The sequence below is a fragment of the Gardnerella sialicivorans subsp. sialicivorans genome (assembly GCF_056746795.1).
In genome coordinates, this window is the sequence record NZ_JBWPXA010000003.1 from 161,478 (window position 1) to 180,624 (window position 19,147).

At 41.7% G+C, this 19,147-nt stretch carries 12 protein-coding genes; 8 read left to right on the forward strand and 4 right to left on the reverse strand.

The window, feature by feature from the left end; all coding sequences use genetic code 11:
- The first annotated feature begins 91 nt into the window (after positions 1 to 91).
- The 7 genes from aroQ (at position 92) to AC1EKB_RS02975 (ending at position 10,336) form a co-directional block, all read left to right on the forward strand.
- Positions 92 to 574 carry a type II 3-dehydroquinate dehydratase gene (aroQ, locus tag AC1EKB_RS02945; RefSeq protein WP_481248851.1) on the forward strand — a complete coding sequence of 161 codons (483 nt, stop codon included), beginning with the start codon at positions 92 to 94 and terminating at the stop codon, positions 572 to 574.
- Positions 567 to 2,234, forward strand: coding sequence for a CTP synthase (locus tag AC1EKB_RS02950; RefSeq protein WP_480032294.1), 1,668 nt, complete (start codon positions 567 to 569; stop codon positions 2,232 to 2,234). Before aroQ ends, AC1EKB_RS02950 begins: the two co-directional genes overlap by 8 nt.
- Before the next feature lie 582 nt (positions 2,235 to 2,816).
- Entirely contained in the window at positions 2,817 to 4,448 is a 1,632-nt protein-coding gene (locus AC1EKB_RS02955; RefSeq protein ID WP_481248805.1) for a peptide ABC transporter substrate-binding protein, read from the forward strand.
- 215 nt (positions 4,449 to 4,663) lie between these two features.
- Positions 4,664 to 5,590 carry an ABC transporter permease gene (locus AC1EKB_RS02960; RefSeq protein WP_004131972.1) on the forward strand — a complete coding sequence of 309 codons (927 nt, stop codon included), beginning with the start codon at positions 4,664 to 4,666 and terminating at the stop codon, positions 5,588 to 5,590.
- 12 nt (positions 5,591 to 5,602) lie between these two features.
- The gene (locus AC1EKB_RS02965) at positions 5,603 to 6,592 is read left to right on the forward strand and encodes an ABC transporter permease (RefSeq protein ID WP_415693865.1); all 990 of its coding nucleotides are present in this window, start codon (positions 5,603 to 5,605) and stop codon (positions 6,590 to 6,592) included.
- Between the two features lie 23 nt (positions 6,593 to 6,615).
- Positions 6,616 to 8,643 (forward strand): dipeptide ABC transporter ATP-binding protein, encoded by a 2,028-nt coding sequence (locus tag AC1EKB_RS02970; RefSeq protein WP_415693866.1) that lies wholly within the window; start codon positions 6,616 to 6,618, stop codon positions 8,641 to 8,643.
- A 208-nt stretch (positions 8,644 to 8,851) separates the two neighbouring features.
- Positions 8,852 to 10,336, forward strand: a complete 1,485-nt coding sequence (locus AC1EKB_RS02975; protein ID WP_415693867.1) for a sensor histidine kinase — start codon at positions 8,852 to 8,854, stop codon at positions 10,334 to 10,336.
- Between the two features lie 16 nt (positions 10,337 to 10,352).
- On the opposite strand, the gene AC1EKB_RS02980 is transcribed toward AC1EKB_RS02975, so the two are convergent.
- The 4 genes from AC1EKB_RS02980 to AC1EKB_RS02995 all read right to left on the reverse strand — a co-directional run bounded on the left by AC1EKB_RS02980 (position 10,353) and on the right by AC1EKB_RS02995 (position 15,685).
- Positions 10,353 to 10,625, reverse strand: coding sequence for a WhiB family transcriptional regulator (locus AC1EKB_RS02980; RefSeq protein ID WP_415693868.1), 273 nt, complete (start codon positions 10,623 to 10,625; stop codon positions 10,353 to 10,355).
- Positions 10,626 to 10,779: 154 nt separating this feature from the next.
- Complete coding sequence (locus AC1EKB_RS02985) at positions 10,780 to 12,555, reverse strand: FtsK/SpoIIIE domain-containing protein (protein ID WP_481248806.1); 1,776 nt, start codon at positions 12,553 to 12,555, stop codon at positions 10,780 to 10,782.
- Positions 12,556 to 12,652: 97 nt separating this feature from the next.
- Positions 12,653 to 14,002, reverse strand: coding sequence for an LCP family protein (locus tag AC1EKB_RS02990; RefSeq protein ID WP_481248807.1), 1,350 nt, complete (start codon positions 14,000 to 14,002; stop codon positions 12,653 to 12,655).
- 201 nt (positions 14,003 to 14,203) lie between these two features.
- The gene (locus AC1EKB_RS02995; protein ID WP_481248808.1) at positions 14,204 to 15,685 is read right to left on the reverse strand and encodes an LCP family protein; all 1,482 of its coding nucleotides are present in this window, start codon (positions 15,683 to 15,685) and stop codon (positions 14,204 to 14,206) included.
- Between the two features lie 100 nt (positions 15,686 to 15,785).
- Between AC1EKB_RS02995 and AC1EKB_RS03000 the strand changes: the two genes are divergently transcribed.
- Positions 15,786 to 19,088 (forward strand): glycosyltransferase family 2 protein, encoded by a 3,303-nt coding sequence (locus tag AC1EKB_RS03000; RefSeq protein WP_481248809.1) that lies wholly within the window; start codon positions 15,786 to 15,788, stop codon positions 19,086 to 19,088.
- Positions 19,089 to 19,147 lie beyond the last annotated feature (59 nt).

Genomic DNA, 19,147 nt, shown 5'->3' on the forward strand with positions numbered 1-19,147 from the left:
AATGTTAGATGTAGAAAACGCGCAAAATTCAGAAAATTCAGAAAATTCAGAAAATGCACAAAATCAAGAAAATCAAGAAAACGCTATAAGTATCCGCAAGGTTTTGGTAGTAAATGGCCCGAATTTGGGGCGATTAGGCGTTCGACAGCCAGATGTTTATGGTAGCCAAGATTTTGAAACGTTGTGCTCGCTTTGCAAAAAATGGGCGCAAAAGCTTAACTTGCAAGTAGAAGTGCGTCAAAGTGACGACGAAGCTCAAATGGTTCACTGGATGCACGAAGCTGCAGATGCGCATACGCCAGTAGTTATGAATCCTGCTGCCTTTACGCACTACAGTTATGCGCTCGCGGATGCTGCGCACATGGTTTTGGATGCTGGAGTGCCTCTGATGGAAGTGCATATTTCTAATCCTTCTGCGCGCGATTCCTTCCGCAAAATAAGCGTGATTAGCGCTGTTGCTACTGGCACTATTACAGGCATGGGTCTGTATGGTTATAAGCTTGCGCTAGAAGCTGTTGCTCATTGTATAACACCCGCGTCTAGGCTCGAAGATACTATGGAGTTCCATGGTTAGAAGAAAACATGGTAACTCTCAGGAGCATATTACAAAGCATATTTTTGTTACTGGTGGCGTTGTTTCGTCCCTCGGAAAAGGTCTTACTGCATCGTCTTTAGGCAGGCTTCTGCGAAGCCGCGGCCTTCACGTTTTGCAACAAAAACTTGATCCTTACATCAATGTTGACCCAGGCACAATGAACCCATTCCAACATGGTGAAGTTTACGTTACGGAAGATGGCGCAGAAACAGATCTTGATATTGGTCATTACGAGCGATTCCTTGATGTTTTTCTTAGTCAAAAAGCTAATGTTACAACTGGCCAGATTTATCAATCCGTGCTTAGAAAAGAGCGCGCTGGTGAGTATTTGGGTCAATGCGTGCAAGTTATTCCACACATTACTGGCGAGATTAAGTCGCGTATGCGTGCGCAAGCTAGCGACGATGTAGACGTTATTATTACGGAAATCGGCGGTACTGTTGGAGATATTGAGTCGCAGCCATTCTTGGAAGCTGCTCGCGAAGTTCGCCGCGATTTAGGTCCAGAAAATTGCATGTTTGTGCACGTTTCTTTGGTGCCTTATATTGCTGCAGCTCATGAGTTGAAGACTAAGCCAACTCAGCATTCTGTAATGATGCTTCGATCTCTTGGTATTTCTCCAGACGCTCTAGTTTTGCGTTCGGATCGTCCTCTTAATCAAGGCATTAAAGATAAGATTTCGCTTATGTGCGATGTTGATGCAGAAGGTGTTGTGAATTGCGTGGATGCTCCAAGCATTTACGATGTTCCAAAGATTTTGTTCAACGAGGGCTTGGATGCTTACGTTGTTCGTGAGCTTGAGCTTCCATTCCACGATGTTGATTGGAACGAGTGGGAAGATTTGCTTGAGCGCGTTCATCATCCAAAGCATGAGCTGAATATTGCAATCGTTGGAAAGTACATTGATTTGCCAGATGCGTATCTTTCGGTTACTGAGGCGATTAAGGCTGGCGGTTTTGCAAACTGGGCTAAGGTAAATGTGCGTTGGGTTGCTGCCGATAAGTGCGAAACGCAAGAAGGTGCTGCTGCAGCTCTTGACCAAATGGACGGCATGGTTATTCCAGGCGGCTTTGGCATTCGTGGCATTGAAGGTAAGATTGGCGCGCTTCGTTATGCTCGCGAGCATGGCTTGCCAACGCTCGGACTTTGCCTTGGCTTGCAATCTATGGTTATTGAGTATGCTCGTCACGTGCTTGGGCTTGAGGATGCTAATTCCACAGAGTTCGAGAAGGATTGTGGAGATCCAGTAATCGCAACTATGGAAGAGCAAAAAGATATTGTTGCTGGCAAGGGAGATATGGGTCACACAATGCGACTTGGCTCTTATCCTGCAACTCTTGAAGAAGGCTCTATTGTTGCCGAGCTTTACGGTTCTACGCATGTTACAGAGCGTCACCGTCACCGTTATGAAGTGAACGTGGCGTATAAGGGTCGTTTGCGCGAAGCTGGCTTGCGTATTAGCGGCCAAAGCCCGGACGGTAATTTGACTGAGTTTGTGGAGCTTCCTAAGAGTGTTCACCCATTCTATGTTGCAACTCAAGCTCATCCAGAGTTTAAGTCTCGTCCAACTAAGCCTCATCCTTTGTTTGCTGGATTAGTGGCAGCTGCTCTTGAGCATCAAACAAATAACGCTAAGTGATTTAATCAAACTAGCTATTAGATTTGACTAGCTATTTGACTAGATTTGATTAGCTATTTGACTAGATTTGATTAGCTATTTGACTTAAATTATTAAGTGGTGTAAACTCGTGCGTTTGGGTGCGAATTTACACCACTTTTTATTTTGATTAATATTTGATTATCTTGTTGCATATTTTGCATCGTTTAACATGATTGTTACATATTCTAGATGCAAATTTACATTTTTGTAATATCACTGTAGATGTAAAAGGCTTGGCAAAATATCACATAAAATACGATTTAATCTAATATTTTTCTATTATAATAGTTATTTTTACGATTTATAGGCAAAATAACAGTAAATTTTACATTTAGACTTTGAGCTTGCATTGTTTAATAAAATCCGTATCATTGAATTTTAATCAACGAAGAGGCCTCCTTATTGGCTTTGCAAAGAATCCATCTGGCAATAAATACTAGGTGGATTTTATTTATTAAGCCTATAGAGCCTGTAAAGCGTAAAGGCTTTGCAAAGCTTGTAATGAGACTTTTTCGTGATAATTAATGGAATCCTGCCATACCCAACGTTAGGAGAAAACATATGAAGAATAAGGCATTACTTTTTGCCGCAGCTGCGTGCTCGGTTGCTATGCTGCTCGGTGGATGCGGTTCTTCTGCTTCGAAGACCGCTCAAACAAATGGTGGCAAGGTTGTTATTACCGTAAACGACTCCGAGCCTCAGAACGAGCTTGTTCCAGGAAACATTAACGAGAATGCTGGTGCTCGTCCTGCTGTATTGGTCAACTCCACGTTGGTCACTTTTGACGAAAAGGGCAATACTGTAAACGAAGATGCCGAGAGTGTGACTCCAAACGCGGATGCAACCCAATACACTATTAAGCTTAAAAAAGATAAGAAGTTCAGCGATGGCACTCCAATCACCGCAGAAAGCTTTACTAAGGCTTGGAGCTTTGTAGCAAACGCTAAGAATGCTCAGAAGTGCTCTTCCTTCTTCCAGACCATTAAGGGTTACGAAGACTTGCAAAATAAGGATGCTAAGGGCGATGAGCAGCTTTCTGGCTTAAAGGTTGTAGATAAGTACACCTTTACTGTTGATTTGAACCAGCCAGATTCTGTGTTTGCTATTAAGGTTGGTTACCTTGCATTCGCTCCTCTTCCAGAATCCTTCTACAAGAATCCAAAGGCTTATGGCGAAAAGCCAGTTTCTTCTGGACCATACCTCTTTAAGTCTTGGGATCACAACAAGCAGATTGAAGTTGTAAAGAACCCAGCATACGAAGGCCCACGCAAGGCTCAGAATGATGGCGTTACCTTTAAGATTTACACCGACGGCACCGCTGCTTACCGCGATGTTCAGTCTGGCAATCTTGATATGACCGACAACATTCCAGATACAGAAACCAAGACTTTCCAAAAGGATACTACTGTTAAGGCATACAACCGTCCAGGTTCTGTAATCCAGCAGTTTGGTATTCCTGCATCCTTGCCACACTTCGATGTAACTACCGAAGAAGGCCGCTTGCGTCGTCAAGCTGTTTCCATGGCAATCGATCGCGAAACCATCATCAAGAAGGTTCTTAACAACACTGCATCTCCTGCAAACGAGTTCACTTCTCCTTTGACTCCAGGCTACAAGGCAGATCTTAAGGGTCACGAGAATCTTAAGTTTAATGCAGAAAAGGCTAAGGAGCTTTGGGCAAAGGCAGATAAGATCTCTAAGTATGATGGTCCTCTTACCTTTACTTACAACGCCGATGGCAACGCTAAGTCCGTGTTCGACGCAGTTGTAAACTCCCTTAAGAATCATCTTGGAATCAATGCCGAAACAACTCCAGTTCCAACATTCCAAGAGTTCCGTAACGCATGCGAACAGCGTCAGGTTAAGGGTGCATGGCGTGCAGGCTGGATGCCAGATTACCCAAGCCCAGAAAACTACTTGACTCAGGAATTTGCTTCTGTTGCTGCAGATGGCAATGGTTCTAACGAAGCTGATTACAAGAATCCTAAGTTTGATGCTTTGCTTAAGAAGGCTGCTTCTTCTCAGCAAGCTGAGGCAACTAAGCTTTATCAGCAAGCTAACGAGATTCTTCTTGAGGATCTTCCATACATCCCACTGTTCTACTCGAACGCTAAGGCTGTTATGGTTCCAAGCTTGAAGGGCTTTGTAATGGATTGGCAGAATATGCCACTTTACTACAAGCTCCACAAGTAAAGATCAAAATCAAGTAGCTATTAAAAAGTAAACCATAATTAAATAGCATGTAAAAACGTGCTGCTGCCTTCGAATGGCGAATAAAATTACAAAATTCTATCCGCTGTTCGAGGCAGCACTTTGTGTTTTTACTTAGGTTGGGTTAAATCAATATGCAAGCCACAAGTTGGGTGTGTGCTATGCGAATTTTTAAGTAAATATATAAGGAGAAACCAATGGGTAAATATGTTCTGCGCCGTGTTTTGCAGATGATTCCTGTGGTTCTCGGCACAACATTGTTGGTATACGCTTTGGTGTTTGCTTTGCCTGGAGATCCAGTAAAAGCAATGTTTGGCGATAAGCCAATTAACCATGCTGTAGAAGCGCAAATTCGTGCCGAGTATAACTTGGATAAGCCATTTATTATTCAATATTTGTTGTTCTTAAAGAATGCGCTTACTCTTGACTTTGGCCATACTTTTGCTGGTCAGCCAGTAATTGACGAGATTGGCCGCGCATTCCCTGTAACCATTAAGCTTGCGTTGATGGCGTTTGCTTTTGAAGCCTTATTCGGCGTAGCTTTCGGCATAATTTCTGGCTTAAAGAAAGGAAAGTGGTACGACAGTGTAATCCTGGTTGTATCACTTCTTCTTATTTCTGTGCCAACATTTGTTACTGGCTTTATTGGCCAATATTTGTTTGGTGTTAAGTGGCATATTATGCCTGTTACTGCAAGCAATGATCCTGGATTCTACGATCTTCTTCTTCCTGCAATAGTTCTTGGATCCGTTTCAATGGCGTATATTATTCGACTTACAAGGTCGGAAGTTTCTTCAAACATATCGCTTGATTATGTGCGTACAGCTCGTGCAAAGGGCTTAAAAGAAGGCTCCGTTATTGTTCGACACATTTTGCGCAACTCGCTTATTCCTGTTGTTACATTCTTAGGTCAAGATTTGGGCGCTCTTATGGGCGGCGCAATGATCTCGGAAACAATCTTCAACATTCATGGCGTTGGATTCCTTACTTATCAAGGAATTCTAAAGGGAGAGGGAAACCTTGTTGTTTCTATAGTCACGCTTCTTATGTTGATATTTGTAGTCAGCAATCTTCTTGTTGACATGTTGTACGCGGCTCTAGATCCGCGCATTCGTTACGCGTAAGGAGAGCACATTATGGAAGATAATTTGATGGAAGATAATTTGACTACAAATAATGCAAATTACAACACATTGCCAGGTCAGGAACGCTATGTTGCTCCTCTTGACGATACGCCTCTTCAAGAAGTTGATTCTGTAGACGAATCCGCTCCAGCCACAAGCATGTGGTCAGATGCTTGGCGATCTTTGCGCAGAAATCCATTGTTTATTGTTTCTGCAATTTTGATTATTGCGATTATTTTTGTTGCGCTCTTCCCAGGAGCACTTACAAAGCACAATCCTAATTATTGCGTTTTGGAGCATTCGCTTGAGCCAGCTTCCGCTGCGCATCCGTTTGGATTCGACATGCAAGGATGCGATATTTATGCTCGAGTTGTATACGGAACACGTACATCTTTAAGCGTTGGCTTGCTAGCAACGGCTTTAGTGGTGTTAGTTGGTTCTCTAATCGGCGCTTTGGCTGGATTCTTTGGCGGATGGATTGATGCGGTTCTTAGCCGAATCACCGACATCTTCTTGGCTTTGCCAATGCTGTTAGGTGCAATCGTAGTTTTGCAAATGTTCCGCACATCTAAGTCGATTTGGAAAATCGTGTTTGTTATGGTTCTCTTTGGATGGGTAGGCGTTGCTCGAATCGCAAGAAGTGCTGTTATGGAATCCAAGAATCTTGAATTTAACACAGCATCTACCGCTTTAGGTTCTACTCCAATGCGAAACTTGTTCCAGCACATTATTCCAAACTCGCTGGCTCCAATCATTGTTGTAGGTACAACTTCTCTCGGCTCTTACATTGTTTTGGAAGCAACACTTAGCTTCTTGGGTATTGGTTTGCCAACTACAACAGTTAGCTGGGGTGTAGATATTTCTACCGCTAGAAATGTTCTTACTACGAATCCAGAAGTCTTGTTCTATCCGTCTATTGCGCTCGCTATTACCGTTCTCGCCTTTATTATGATGGGCGACGCTGTAAAAGATGCGTTGGATCCAAAGAGCCGCAAGGCGTAAGTTAGCGTGGAGGAATAGTGATTATGAACACAGCAACACGTAAAAATGTAGATACTATTGCAATGCAACGCGAGCAGGGTCCTTTGTTGGAAGTCAAAAATCTTCAAGTTGACTTTACAACGGATTCTAAAAAGGCCGTACACGCTGTTCGCGATGCAAGCTTTAACGTTTACCCAGGTCAGTGGGTTGCAATCGTAGGCGAATCTGGTTCTGGAAAGTCCACTTCTGCAATGGCGGTTTTAGGCTTGCTTCCAGGAACAGGTCACGTTACGGGTGGTTCTATTAAGCTTAAAGGTCAAGAAATAAGCAATCTAAAGCCTAAAGATTATGCGGCTTTGCGCGGTACGGCAATGGGCTTGGTTCCGCAAGACCCTATGAGCAACCTTAATCCTGTTTGGCGAATTGGAACTCAAGTTAAAGAAGCTCTTCTTGCAAATGGCGTTGACGTTAGCCACGAAAAGCGCTCCGCACTTGCAGAAGCTTTAGCAGGAGACGCTGTAGAAGTTAAAAGCAACGAAGACGAAATCTTCCTCGGCTCTAAAGAACTGAGCGCATTATTGGACGAAGCAAAACAAGCTTTGGCGCAAATTGGTCTTAGCGAACAAACGAATGCCGAAAAGTTTAATGAAGCTATGGAATACTACAAAAAAGAGTGGGTTCCAGGTTCCGAAACTCGTTGGCGCGTTGCAGACGATTTAATCAAGTATGGCGTTGATGACGACAAAGCTTGGGAAATCGCCAAAAAGTATGTTGTTGGAGCAAGCGTTGAAGACCGCATTGCTGGTTTGCTAGATGAAGCTGGTTTGCCAGATGCTGCAACTCGCGCACGTCAGTTCCCGCACGAGTTTTCTGGCGGCATGCGTCAGCGCGCGTTAATTGCGATTGGCTTGGCTTGCCGACCAGATTTGCTTATTGCAGATGAGCCGACTTCCGCACTAGACGTGACTGTGCAAAAGCGTATTCTTGACCATTTGCACACGCTTACTGATTCGCTCGGCACGTCTGTTTTGTTTATTACTCACGATTTGGGTTTGGCTGCAGCTCGCGCGCAGCACGTTGTTGTTATGTATAAAGGTCGCGTTGTTGAGTCTGGTCCATCTCTAGACGTTTTGCAACATCCGCAGCATCCATACACTAAGCGACTTGTTGCAGCGGCTCCAAGTTTGGCTTCTCAGCGAATCATCTCCGTTAAGGAGCATGGCGGCAACGCGGATAATTTGCTTGAGCATCACGTAGTAGGCGAGCAAGCTCTTGAAAAGAGCGAGCATATTATTACAGTCGACCACTTAACGCGCGAGTTTAAGCTTCCTCGAAAGAAGGAGCTTTTCAAGGCTGTTGATGACGTTTCGTTCTCTATTAAGCGCGGCACAACTTTGGCAATTGTAGGCGAATCCGGTTCTGGTAAGTCTACTGTTGCAAACATGGTTTTGCGACTTCTTAAGCCAACAAGTGGAACTGTTACTTACGAAGGCAAGAATATTGCTGACTTAAAGGGCGCGGATTTGCTTGATTTCCGCCGCCATGTTCAGCCAGTATTCCAAAATCCTTACGGTTCGCTCGACCCAATGTATTCGATTTATCGTTCTATTGAAGAGCCTTTGCGAATTCATAAGATTGGAGATAAAAAGAGCAGGCAGAATCGCGTACGCGAGCTTTTAGATATGGTTCGTATGCCTTCTTCTGTTATGACTCGATTCCCGAACGAGCTTTCTGGTGGTCAGCGTCAGCGCATTGCGATTGCGCGTGCAATGGCTTTGGACCCAGACGTAATCGTTTGCGATGAAGCTGTTTCTGCTTTGGATGTGCTTGTGCAAGATCAGGTTTTGCACCTGCTTAACGATTTGCAAGCAGAGCGCGGATTAAGCTACTTGTTCATTACTCACGATTTGGCTGTTGTTCGTCAAATTGCAGATGAGGTTGTTGTTATGCAACACGGCAAACTTGTTGAGCATGCTACAACCGACGAAGTGTTTGATCATCCTCAAAAGGAATACACTCGCGATCTTCTCGACGCAATTCCAGGTGGAAATTTGGAGCTTGGATTGGATTAGTCGCAAGATTCGTATTAGTGCAAGCTAATAGATGGAGATAAAAGTGCAGGAGCTAAAACTTCTGCACTTTTGTTTTATAACGCGCTTTAATAGACTTTAGAATCTTGGTCTGTTTATTTGGTCTGTTTATTTGGTCTGTTTATTTAGTCTGCTTATTTAGTCTGCTTATATTCGCGTGTTTATATTCGCGTGTTTATATTATTAAAACATGGCTGATTTTTCTCATATTCTTGCAACGCGTCCAGATTTTGACGATTCGGATCGCGAATGGTTGCATCACCTCGTAGCAGATTGGCAAGTAATAGCAGATTTAAGTTTTGCAGACTTGCTTTTAGTTATTCAAAATGGCAATGGCGATTACGTTGTAGCAGAACAATGCCGTCCATCTACAGCAATCACACTTAGAACCGAAGATTTACTCGGCGTAAAGCTAGACGAATCAATGCATAATGAGCTAGAAGCAGCAATGAGTAAAGAAACAAGTTTCCACTCTTCGGTTTTAAGAACTGTTGGCAGAGCTACTGTTTGCAACGTTTACGCTCCAGTTCGCCACAACGGCAAAACGCTTGGTCTTGTTCTTAGGGAAACAAATCTTGCAACAAGAGAATCAAACGGTAGGTACGAGACGGAAAGCATTAATGCTGGCAAAACGTTGTTTGACATGATTGCGCGCGAGCAGTTTCCGTACCACGATTCAATGCTAAATCAGCGCCACAATGCTCGAGTTGCAGACGGTTTTATTATTTTAGAAGAAAGCGGTGTTGTTCGTTATGCTTCTCCAAACGCAATCAGCTGCTTCCGCAGACTTGGCGGATTAAACACTATGCAAGGCGAGTTCTTGTGCGAGTTTGGAGCGCGTCTTCTTCACACAAACGATGTTGTTCCCGAAAGCTTGCCTTTAGTTTTAAGCGGTAAAGCAGATGTTGATTGTGAGTTAGAAGTAAATAATTCCGTTGTTTCTATGCGCTCGCTGCCGCTTTATGGGCCTAACGATAGAACTGGCGCAGTTGTTCTTTGCCGAGATGTTACGGAGGTTCTTAGAAGAGAAAAGGAGCTTCAGACTAAGAACGCTACCATTTCCGAGATTCATCATCGCGTTAAGAATAATCTTCAAGCTGTTTCTGCTTTGCTTCGTCTTCAAGCTAGAAAAACTAAGTCGTACGAAGTTAGAAAAGAGCTAGAAGAAGCTCAAAGGCGAGTTCAAACTATTGCTCTTGTTCACGAAGGTTTAAGCCAGACTGCCGATGAGGTTGTTGACTTCGACAAAGTAATTTCTAGCTTGCTTAAAATGACGATTGAACTTGCTTCGCAAAATCAAAATATTACGGTTGATTTTTGTGGTAAATTCGGCAAGCTTGCAGCTCAAGATGCAACGCCTCTTTCTCTTGTTTTAACCGAGCTTGTTACAAATGCAGTTGAGCATGGTTTTGAAGGAATGAGCGAAGGTCATATTACGATTTCTGTTGGTCGTGGTGGAGACAACCTTAGTATTGTTGTAGAAGACAATGGCGGCGGAATCGAAAGCGAATCCTTGCATGGAATGGCAAAGTCTTCTGGATCTGGATTAGGCACTCAGCTAATCAACACTTTTGTTACTAACGATTTTGGTGGCACTGTTAAGTGGGAATCGCGCAGAGAAGGCGGAACTCGCGTTCTGCTAGATATTAAGCTGCGCGTGCCTGGAGTAGAGTAGTAGAGTAGTCTCTTACTTAAAATTCAGTGCTTTGATTTCTGCGCGCTCGCATTGCTCTACGCTTTAGCGAGCGCCTTTCATCTTCGCTAAGTCCGCCCCAAACGCCGTAATCTTGGCTTGTTTCTAGAGCGCATCTTAAGCAATTGTCCGCCACATTACAAGTTCTGCACACCGCTTTGGCTTCTTCAACTTGCTGATTGGATGCGCTGTTATTTCCTACTGGGAAGAAAAGTTCAGGATCCTTATCTCGGCAAGCTGCTTTTGCACGCCAGTCGAATGCGCTACTCATAAGTAAATAACCTCTTTTTAATACGCGTATGTTTTGACTAAATTTGTTAGATTTTGTATAAAACTATCCGCACTCCAGGAAAGCATGAATATAACTTTTTTTCAAGACTTTTACAAAAATTTTTTTAATCTTTTGAGTGATTTAAGTCATATTTTTATGTAAAACTCAATATTTGCAGCAAATTAGCTTTTCCAGGAATCACCATTATGCATCTTCCTGGTGTTTGATAATCTTCCACGCTTAGTGTTTTTAGTAAGTCGGTAGGTATTCCAAGCATTGAGTCTGTTGCAGAATCGCCTGTTGGGAAGATTATTCTTACTGGCGCTTGATCTGGTATGCGTATGTATCTTGCGTTTTGAGCGCAAAATATTACTGTTGTTCTAGTGTCTTTTAATTTGTGTTGGAATTCTTGAGATTTTTCGTCGCTGTTAAAAGGCTCCAAAAGTGAGTCTGCGTTGTCTTGAATGTGAATGTTTTTTGAATCTAGACTTTGCATACTAATCGCATTTTTAATCACATTTATAAGATTAGACTTTCCTCGTTTGCTTCCGCCAATAATCGCTATGTTTCCAAGATTTGTTGGCAAAATTGCTTCGCTTAAGTTAATTCCATCGTCTTTTAAGCCGATTAAAAGTCCAAACTCGCTATCTTTTGTGTTTTTGCAATATTTATTAAGAGTTGAATTATTTAAGTATCTTGGTAGGGGAGTGCTAAACAATTGTTTAGGAGTTTTGTAGCAATAGAATTTTCCAGCCAATTCGATTGCTTTTATAAGCGAATTTTTATTTTGACTTTGTGAGCATTGTAATGCTACTATTCCGTCTCCTGTATTGCAATATGCTGCTCCAGGCTTATTTGGGTTTATGCTTGCTGCGGCTTGCGACCCGAGTAGCTCGTGCGATTGCATTGCGTCTCTAACTCTTAAACAAATGTTTATAGACATATTCGCCTTCATATCTGCGTTTACTTGTCCCATTGGGTTTTGTGTGCACGCTATAAGATGCATTCCAAGGGACCTTCCAACCGAAGCTATGCGTATTAGGCGATTCATGTAATCGGGTAGTTGATTTTTAAGGGCATGAAACTCGTCTATAACAATCACCATTGAAGGCTCGATTGGTTTTACTTGACTAATATCGTGGCAGCCTTGATTTGCAACTAATCTTTCTCGCCTGTCTAATTCCATTTCTAATCCTCGCAATGCTCTTGCAGCATGCTTAAGATTTAAGTCTCCAACGTTTCCAACGCTGTGTGGAAGCGTAGAAAGTGAATCGAATGTAGCTCCTCCCTTAAAATCCATAAACACAAATTGCAATAATTTAGGTGAGTATCTAAAAGCTAAAGCCAAACACCAAGATGTTAGTAAAACGGATTTTCCAGATCCTGTTGTTCCTGCTACAAGCGCGTGCGGCCCATTTTTAACAAGATCTATACAAAAATAACCGCTGCTGTTTATTCCGATTGGAGCTTCTAAAGAGTTTTTAGAAGACACTAGCCAAGCGTATACAACATTTTTCCATGGAGGAACACGATTTTGCATGTTTTTAGAGTAATTTGTAGAAACAATTTGATTTGCGTTATTAATCAGCATTGCTTCTAGGTTGATTGGAACAAGAGTTTCTGGAACACCTTTAATATGAGAGTCGACTGTTGTTTTGCTAAAGTGAATGCTTTGATTCGTATTATTCTTTACTAAACTTTTGTTGTTTTTGTTTGAATTATATTGAACAATTTGCGGTATTAAGCAAGCAATATACATCATTATGCTAGGAACAATCATTGCAAGCATCATCCAACTTTTTTGCAAAAACGCCATTATAGCAAGAGCAATATTGGCTAAAATAGGCACAATATTTGCCATTATTTGCATCCAAAACATTGGTTTTGAAGCTATGCTTTTAGTATTATTTGCATTGTTTTCGTATTCCATAACGCAATAGTGTATTGCGATTAAGAAATATGCAAGTAAAAACTATAAATGTGGTTAAAGGCTAAATTGGCTAAATTATGATTAGCCAAAATTATGTTTATTGCTCTGCAAGCGTTCCAACGTTTCCAGGCGCATGCGTTCCAGCAGATAATTGATCGAATAGTTCAATGTTTTTAGCATCGTCTAACAAAACGGATGATCCAACTGAATACACCCAATAATCTGGATTAGTCCAGTAGACTGTGCCTGTTACGCCGTCTTTTCCTGTTGCTTCCTTAAAAGCAAGACCCATGTTCAGCAGTGTTCCAGGATTTGAGTTTTCGTCTAATGTTGCAGAATCAAGCGATGCTTTTGCAAAGCCTTTTACTGTTGAAAAGTTTGTAAGCGTGCTACTAGATAAAGCTTTTTTCATTATTGCGCTAATTACCATTCGCTGTCTTGCAGCTCTTCCAAAATCAGATTGAGGATCCGCATATCTCATTCTAGAAAATGCTAATGCAACGTTTCCGTCTACACTGTGGCATCCTGCAGTCCAATTAAGTCCACTGTAGGCATCGCTAACTGTGCGATCATAGCATAAGTCTATTGTTCCCAGTGAGTTTACAACGTTTGTAAGTCCTGCGAATTTTATTTCTGCAACGTGGTCTATTTTGTGACCCGTAATTTTTTCAACAGTTTTTGTTAGTGCTCTATTTCCAAGATCTTGTGCAACTGTGTTAATCTTCATCTGTTGGCCGTTTACAGAAACTAGCGAGTCTCTTGGAATGGATATTAAGGAGCTGTGCCCACTTACTGGTTTTGTTAAAACAAGAATCGTATCTGTTCTAAATCCAGTTATTTCTTTTGCTTCTTCGCCTTCTCGCTGATCCGATCCCAGGATTAGCCAAGTTGTTTCTTGAGTATCTGGAGTATCCGTTAGCCAATTATCTCGCTTAATTTGAGAGTCAATCCAGTTCCAAGATAAAACGCCGCTTGCTCCTACAAGAATCAATATTATTACTAAAAGCAAGGATAAATACTTTAGTAAGCGATGTTTTTTTCTAAAAGCAAGAGCTCCAACAGAAGAATTACTTGCTATTGGCCTAATTTCATTTTGACTAAAGTTTTGGATTCTGTTTGGAGTAAAGCTAGATGCACTTGCATTATTTTGACTCAAACGTTGATTTTGTTCGGGGTAGTATTGCGAGCTGTAGCCTTGTGCTCTGTGATTTTGTGCTCGATAGCTTTGTGAATTTTGGTTTACTTTTCTAGGCTTTGGCTCAAACGACGGTGCGCGCTGAATAGTTTCTTGCTTGTTTGGTTCGTTGTTTTTATGCGCGTTATTGTGTGCATTCTTAGGCGGAAAACTCGGTATTGAATTTGCGTTTTTGTTGTGTTTATTCGATGGAACAAAGCTAGGTGGATTATTTTGATTCCCCAAAGCGTCTTCTGGACGTTGCTGGCTCATTTATCCTCCCGTAGCATTTTGCAAATTTGATTGCGTTCATCGTTCAGCGTTTAATGTTTAACGTTCAGCGTTTATCTGTAAGCTTGTTTTTGCTTATAGCTTGTTATTGCTTGCTTATTGTTTATTTTTATTGCTAAAAACTAACAATGGCATTATAAAGCAACGTAGTTATAAACGCTTTAACAAAGTTTTATAAGCGCGTTATTTTCCTTTTGGAACAGCGCATACTGTATTATTTAGGTATTTATCTGCAATTCCCATGTAGTGACCAGTTTGCGGGTTTCTTATTGTTCCGTCTTCTGGGTTAACGATTCCGCCGCTATTTGGATCAATAAGTCTGCCTAAGCTGTCTTTTGCTAATCCAGTTTTTGGATCCACGCGCCCAATTTTAACTGCATTTGAATCTGCATAGGAATTAGAGGAATTAAGGCTATTCTCGCCAGAATTTGTAGACTCCGCAGAGTCGTTAGAATCTGCACTAGACGAATTGGAGTTCTCTTTAGAATCAGACTTTTTACTGCTCTTTGAGTTCTTTTTTGAAGACTTTTCACTTTTACTTGATTTTTCGCCTAAATCTTTAGTTAAAGGCTTATCTTTTTGCATTAAATCCCAAACGTCTTGCGCACTTTCGTCTAAAATAACACGATTTTCATCGTATGGGTCGGTCGCAATAGGTATTGTTTGCGCGTAAATGTTCGAAGGTTTTAGATTACGAAGACTTGCAGCTAAACCAACCAGTGTTGTAGGGTTTGCAAGACCCTGGCTCATATTAAGTGACTTTAGAGCTGATTTTGCAAGTTGATAAAGTTGGCCCGACTGTGTTAGAAGATTCTTAGATAGCGCTTGATGAATAAGTTGCTTAAGAAGATATTGCTGGCGCGTTGTTCGCATAATATCGCTTCCGTCGCTTGCGCTGTCGTGCCTCATTCTTGCGTATTGTGTTGCTTGCACGCCATCAAGGTGTTGGAGTCCGCGCTTTAGATTAACGCCCGTGTAGTAATCCCTAGTGTTTACAGGAATGCACAAGGTTACTCCGCCAATCGCATTAATCATATCGCTTAAACCGCTAAAGTCTGCAACAATAAAATCTGTTATGTTTAATCCAGTAATCTCGTTTACTGTTGCAAGCGTACATGATGCTGCACTTGCTAAGTCGCCTCCTTTAGCGTATCCAAGTGCGAAAATCGAGTTAAACATAACTTTACGTCTAGCTGGAATTCTGCCTTTAGACGTATTGCACGATGCGGCTTTAACCATTGAATCTCTTGGAATTGAAACAATGTTTATATAAGACCTATCTGCGCTGATTTGAACAATCATTGCTGTGTCTGATTGATGATTTTCGTCTTCTCCGCCGCCCTGAAAAGCGCGATTCTTACCTTCTCGAGTATCTTGACCAAGAACAAGAATATTAATAGTTTTACCAGCATTAGGGTCTATTGACTGAATCTGTTTGGTGCTTGTTGAGATGGTTTTTATAACGCGCGAACTAATGGTAGAAGAAAAGTCAAGCCATACGGATGCGATTATTGTAGTTAAAAAGGCTAGAACGGCAATAATTGCCATGCAAATGATTTTACGAGTATTATTAAGCATTTGACTATTGAGAGTATGGTGCGGTGCAGATGAGTCCCAATAGTTAGTTTGGTACCGACGGTCTTGATTATACCGAGAGGCTGCCATGCTTCCTTCTTTCGTAAATGCACATATAAATCACCATTATAGTGTATTCTATTGAGATTTTAACATGCATAATACATACCCCTTGCGTAAACTATTATGTATGGATTCAATAACCGCTGAAACTTGCACTTTTGAAAACGATGTTTTACAAGTCTTTTCTGCTATGAATAGAATAAAGCCTCGCGAGGTTGATTCTTCTATTGTTTCAATAATGAGTGTTGAGCAAGATACGCGGTTTTACGAAGAAACTTTGCAAGCGGTTATAAATCAAAGTGTTCTTCCTGGAACTATTGTTGTAGCTGATTGCGCTAGTAAAACACAAAAAGAGTTAGTAAAGTCTTTTAACGTTCAAATAGAGCCAACTCAATTAGCAGAATTAATTTCTAGTGCGGATTTTTCCAACAGTAATCCGTTGTACGGTAACGGGTACGCTAACGACTATAACACTGATTCCTATAAACAATATAAACAAGTAAAAGTTGTTATTCTTCCAATTAAGTCTGCAAAATCATTCGGCGATGCCGTAGAAAAGTCTTTAAGAAAACTCTTACCATTGCAAGGAGTTAAGTCGCTGTGGCTTTTGCACGACGATTCAAAACCTTGCGATTCAAAATGCCTGGAAGCTTTAAGAGAGACTTGGAGAAACACTCCAACAGCTTGCGTTCTTGGTGCAAAACAAGTTGATTGGCAAGGAAAAATTCTTCACAACGTTGGCATGTATGCGTGGAAGCATAAAGTGCATTCGCTTAGCGTAGAAGGCGAGCCAGATCAAGAGCAATACGATTTTAGGGGAGACGTTTATTCTGTTTCTCTTGCAGGCGCTTTAGTTTCGCTTAGCACTTGGCAAACAATGCGAGGAACTCAGCCTTGGCTTACCACTTTTGAAGAGTCTAACGATTTTTGTAGGCGAGTCGTTTTAAGCGGTGGGCGAGTTGTTGTTGTTCCGCAAGCCAGAATCGCGCATAGAAGAGCGCGTTTTGACGGTCTTCGCACTAGGAGCGGCGAAGAGCGCGATGCAGAAAAAACCAATGTTTGCTACGGCTTAGCCTATTCGATTATGGCAAAGCAAAGATATATGTATACAGATGTTAGCGTTATTATGTGGCCGCTTATTTGGCTTTGCACTGTTCCAATGTCAATAATCCGCGCACTTCAATCTTTGTTTGCTAAGCAGCCGTATGTTGCGTTTATGCATCTTATGCTTCCTTGGATTGCGTTAGCACAATTACCTCGCGCTATTTTTGCAAGAAGACGAGTGTCTAGAGTTTCAAAAGTTTCCTTAAAACGACTCACTTCTCTTATAGCAAGTCGTAGTCAAATTACGCGTTGGAAAGACAAAACTATTGCTTTTAAGACTCAAAAAAAGGGTGTTATTTTAAGTCCACTTGCAAGAAAACACTTGCATAGAAGAGTTTTGTTTAGATGGAGCGCAGCAATTTGTGCATCTCTTCTTGTTTTTGCAACCGTAATACTTCTTTACGGAGCGCCAATTAACAAGATTCTTTCTGGCTCTTCGCTTTATTCAAGCCAGCTTCTTTCTACTGGAACAAGTTTTAGCGATTTATTTAATGCTGCGATTGGAGCATACATTCCAGACGACGGTTTTGCGTCTCCTCTTCCTCCATCTCCGCTTCTTATGATTTGGATGCTAGCTTCCATTGTATTTGGTGGAAATACGTTAGCTGCAATAAACGTCATATTTTTCCTTGCTGCCCCTGCAATGCTACTAAGTTTTTGGGCTCTAGCAGGCGTGTTTACTAGATCAGACATTGTGCGAGTATGTTCCGGCCTTTGTTGGGCAATGATTGCAATGGCTTTTGGAGTTTTTGCTAGAGGCGATTTGCCAATGATTCTAACAATGGTATTTTTGCCAGCTGCATTTGCGTTCGCTTTCCACGCTGTAGGAATGTACGTTACAGAAGACCCTGTTGTTCCAGTTGCGTCAATCCAAAGCGCAGCTTGCGCATCTTTGTGCTTTATGGTTCCCCTTGCTGCAAGTCCTCAGCTTTTGCTGCCAATGTTTGTTATTTTTGTTGCATCAATAATTATGGTGCGCTCGCATCGTTTTATGCTTGCGCTAATGCCTATTCCATCTGTTTTGGTTCTTTTGCCAACTCTTGGTAGCGTTGTGCGCTATTTTGGAACTGGAATGTGGCGTCAAATTTTTGCTAGTATGGCTTTGCCTTCTCAAAAAATAAATGGCGCTCCTAGAGCTAGCAGCTATATAGACGTTTTGCTTCGAGCGTTTAACATTGATTTGAATCATTTTTCTTCGGGTTCAATGCTAATTTTGCAACTTCGCGGAATAATCATGATTGTGTTTGCTGCGTTAGCTGTACTAATGGCTTTATGCGCGCTTGCTCTTCCGTTTGCTTTAAGGGCTTCAAGAATGATGTGGGTTGTAATAGTTAGCGGAATGGCGCTTTCTTTAGTCGCTTGCCGCGTTGTTGTTGCTTCAGATTTTGACGGTCCTATTAGCGCAAGTGTTCTTTCAGGCGTAAGCTTAAGCGCGCTTGGTGTTCTTGCATGCATGTGCATGGTTGCAGGAAAAGCTGTTCGTAGGTTTGAGCCTTTGCGAAAATCTAATTCTGCTAATCAAGACAATAATCCAGACGATTACACTACGCGTGTTTCTAAGCGTGCAGCTATGAATCGTTCTGCTAAGGCAATGATGAAAAGGCTTATTCATATTGCAAGAGGAATTTTAGCTTTTGGAATTTTTGCTGTTGCTGCTTTGCTTGGATTATTCGCGATTATTAGCGGACCTGTAACATCCGTTTACGCAAGCGATAGTGGCCTGCCGATGGTTGTTTCGGACTACTTGAATAAGAATAGTGCAAATCGCGTTCTTGCGATTAAAGCTGTGAATAGTCGTGAGTTGAATATTTCGCTTATGCGTACCGCTCGTGGCGATTTAGTTGACTTATCTCCATCTTTGCAAGTTAGAGATGTTTTATACGGATATTCTCCTAGTACAAATACGCTTTATTACGCAGCTTCCAAGCTTCTTTCTCATGCAAGTGATGAGTCGATTGTAACCTTAAAGCAGCTTGGTATTGGCGGAATTTACATTGTTAATAATTCTAAAGCTAAAGATAATTTGGCTGCTAATAATTCAATGATTGCTTTAGAAGGGTATGCAAATAAAGACGCAACTGAAAAGTTGATTGCAAACGTAAACGCTTCGGAAGGAACTCAGCTTGTTGTTTCATCTAGTCATGGAACGTATTGCAGATTCGACGATGTAGCAGACATGTCTTCTTCTAAAACTTCGATTTATAGTCATTCGCGCCCACTTTCTTGGAGAATTCCATGGATTGTTGTTTTTGCTTTAGTGCTGCTATTGTATTGCCTGGTTGCTTTGCCTCGTTTTAACAGCAATAACGTAATAGAGCGTGAATAATAGAGCGTGAATAATTAGGATGATTAGTTAGAAGCTATGATTGATTAGACGGATAAATG

Coding starts and splice junctions, on each gene's coding strand:
- AC1EKB_RS02950 (WP_480032294.1), top strand. CDS start 567: ATGGTTAGAAGAAAACATGGTAACTCTCAGGAGCATATTACAAAGCAT.
- AC1EKB_RS02955 (WP_481248805.1), top strand. CDS start 2,817: ATGAAGAATAAGGCATTACTTTTTGCCGCAGCTGCGTGCTCGGTTGCT.
- AC1EKB_RS02960 (WP_004131972.1), top strand. CDS start 4,664: ATGGGTAAATATGTTCTGCGCCGTGTTTTGCAGATGATTCCTGTGGTT.
- AC1EKB_RS02965 (WP_415693865.1), top strand. CDS start 5,603: ATGGAAGATAATTTGATGGAAGATAATTTGACTACAAATAATGCAAAT.
- AC1EKB_RS02970 (WP_415693866.1), top strand. CDS start 6,616: ATGAACACAGCAACACGTAAAAATGTAGATACTATTGCAATGCAACGC.
- AC1EKB_RS02975 (WP_415693867.1), top strand. CDS start 8,852: ATGGCTGATTTTTCTCATATTCTTGCAACGCGTCCAGATTTTGACGAT.
- AC1EKB_RS02980 (WP_415693868.1), bottom strand. CDS start 10,625: ATGAGTAGCGCATTCGACTGGCGTGCAAAAGCAGCTTGCCGAGATAAG.
- AC1EKB_RS02985 (WP_481248806.1), bottom strand. CDS start 12,555: ATGGAATACGAAAACAATGCAAATAATACTAAAAGCATAGCTTCAAAA.
- AC1EKB_RS02990 (WP_481248807.1), bottom strand. CDS start 14,002: ATGAGCCAGCAACGTCCAGAAGACGCTTTGGGGAATCAAAATAATCCA.
- AC1EKB_RS02995 (WP_481248808.1), bottom strand. CDS start 15,685: ATGGCAGCCTCTCGGTATAATCAAGACCGTCGGTACCAAACTAACTAT.
- AC1EKB_RS03000 (WP_481248809.1), top strand. CDS start 15,786: ATGGATTCAATAACCGCTGAAACTTGCACTTTTGAAAACGATGTTTTA.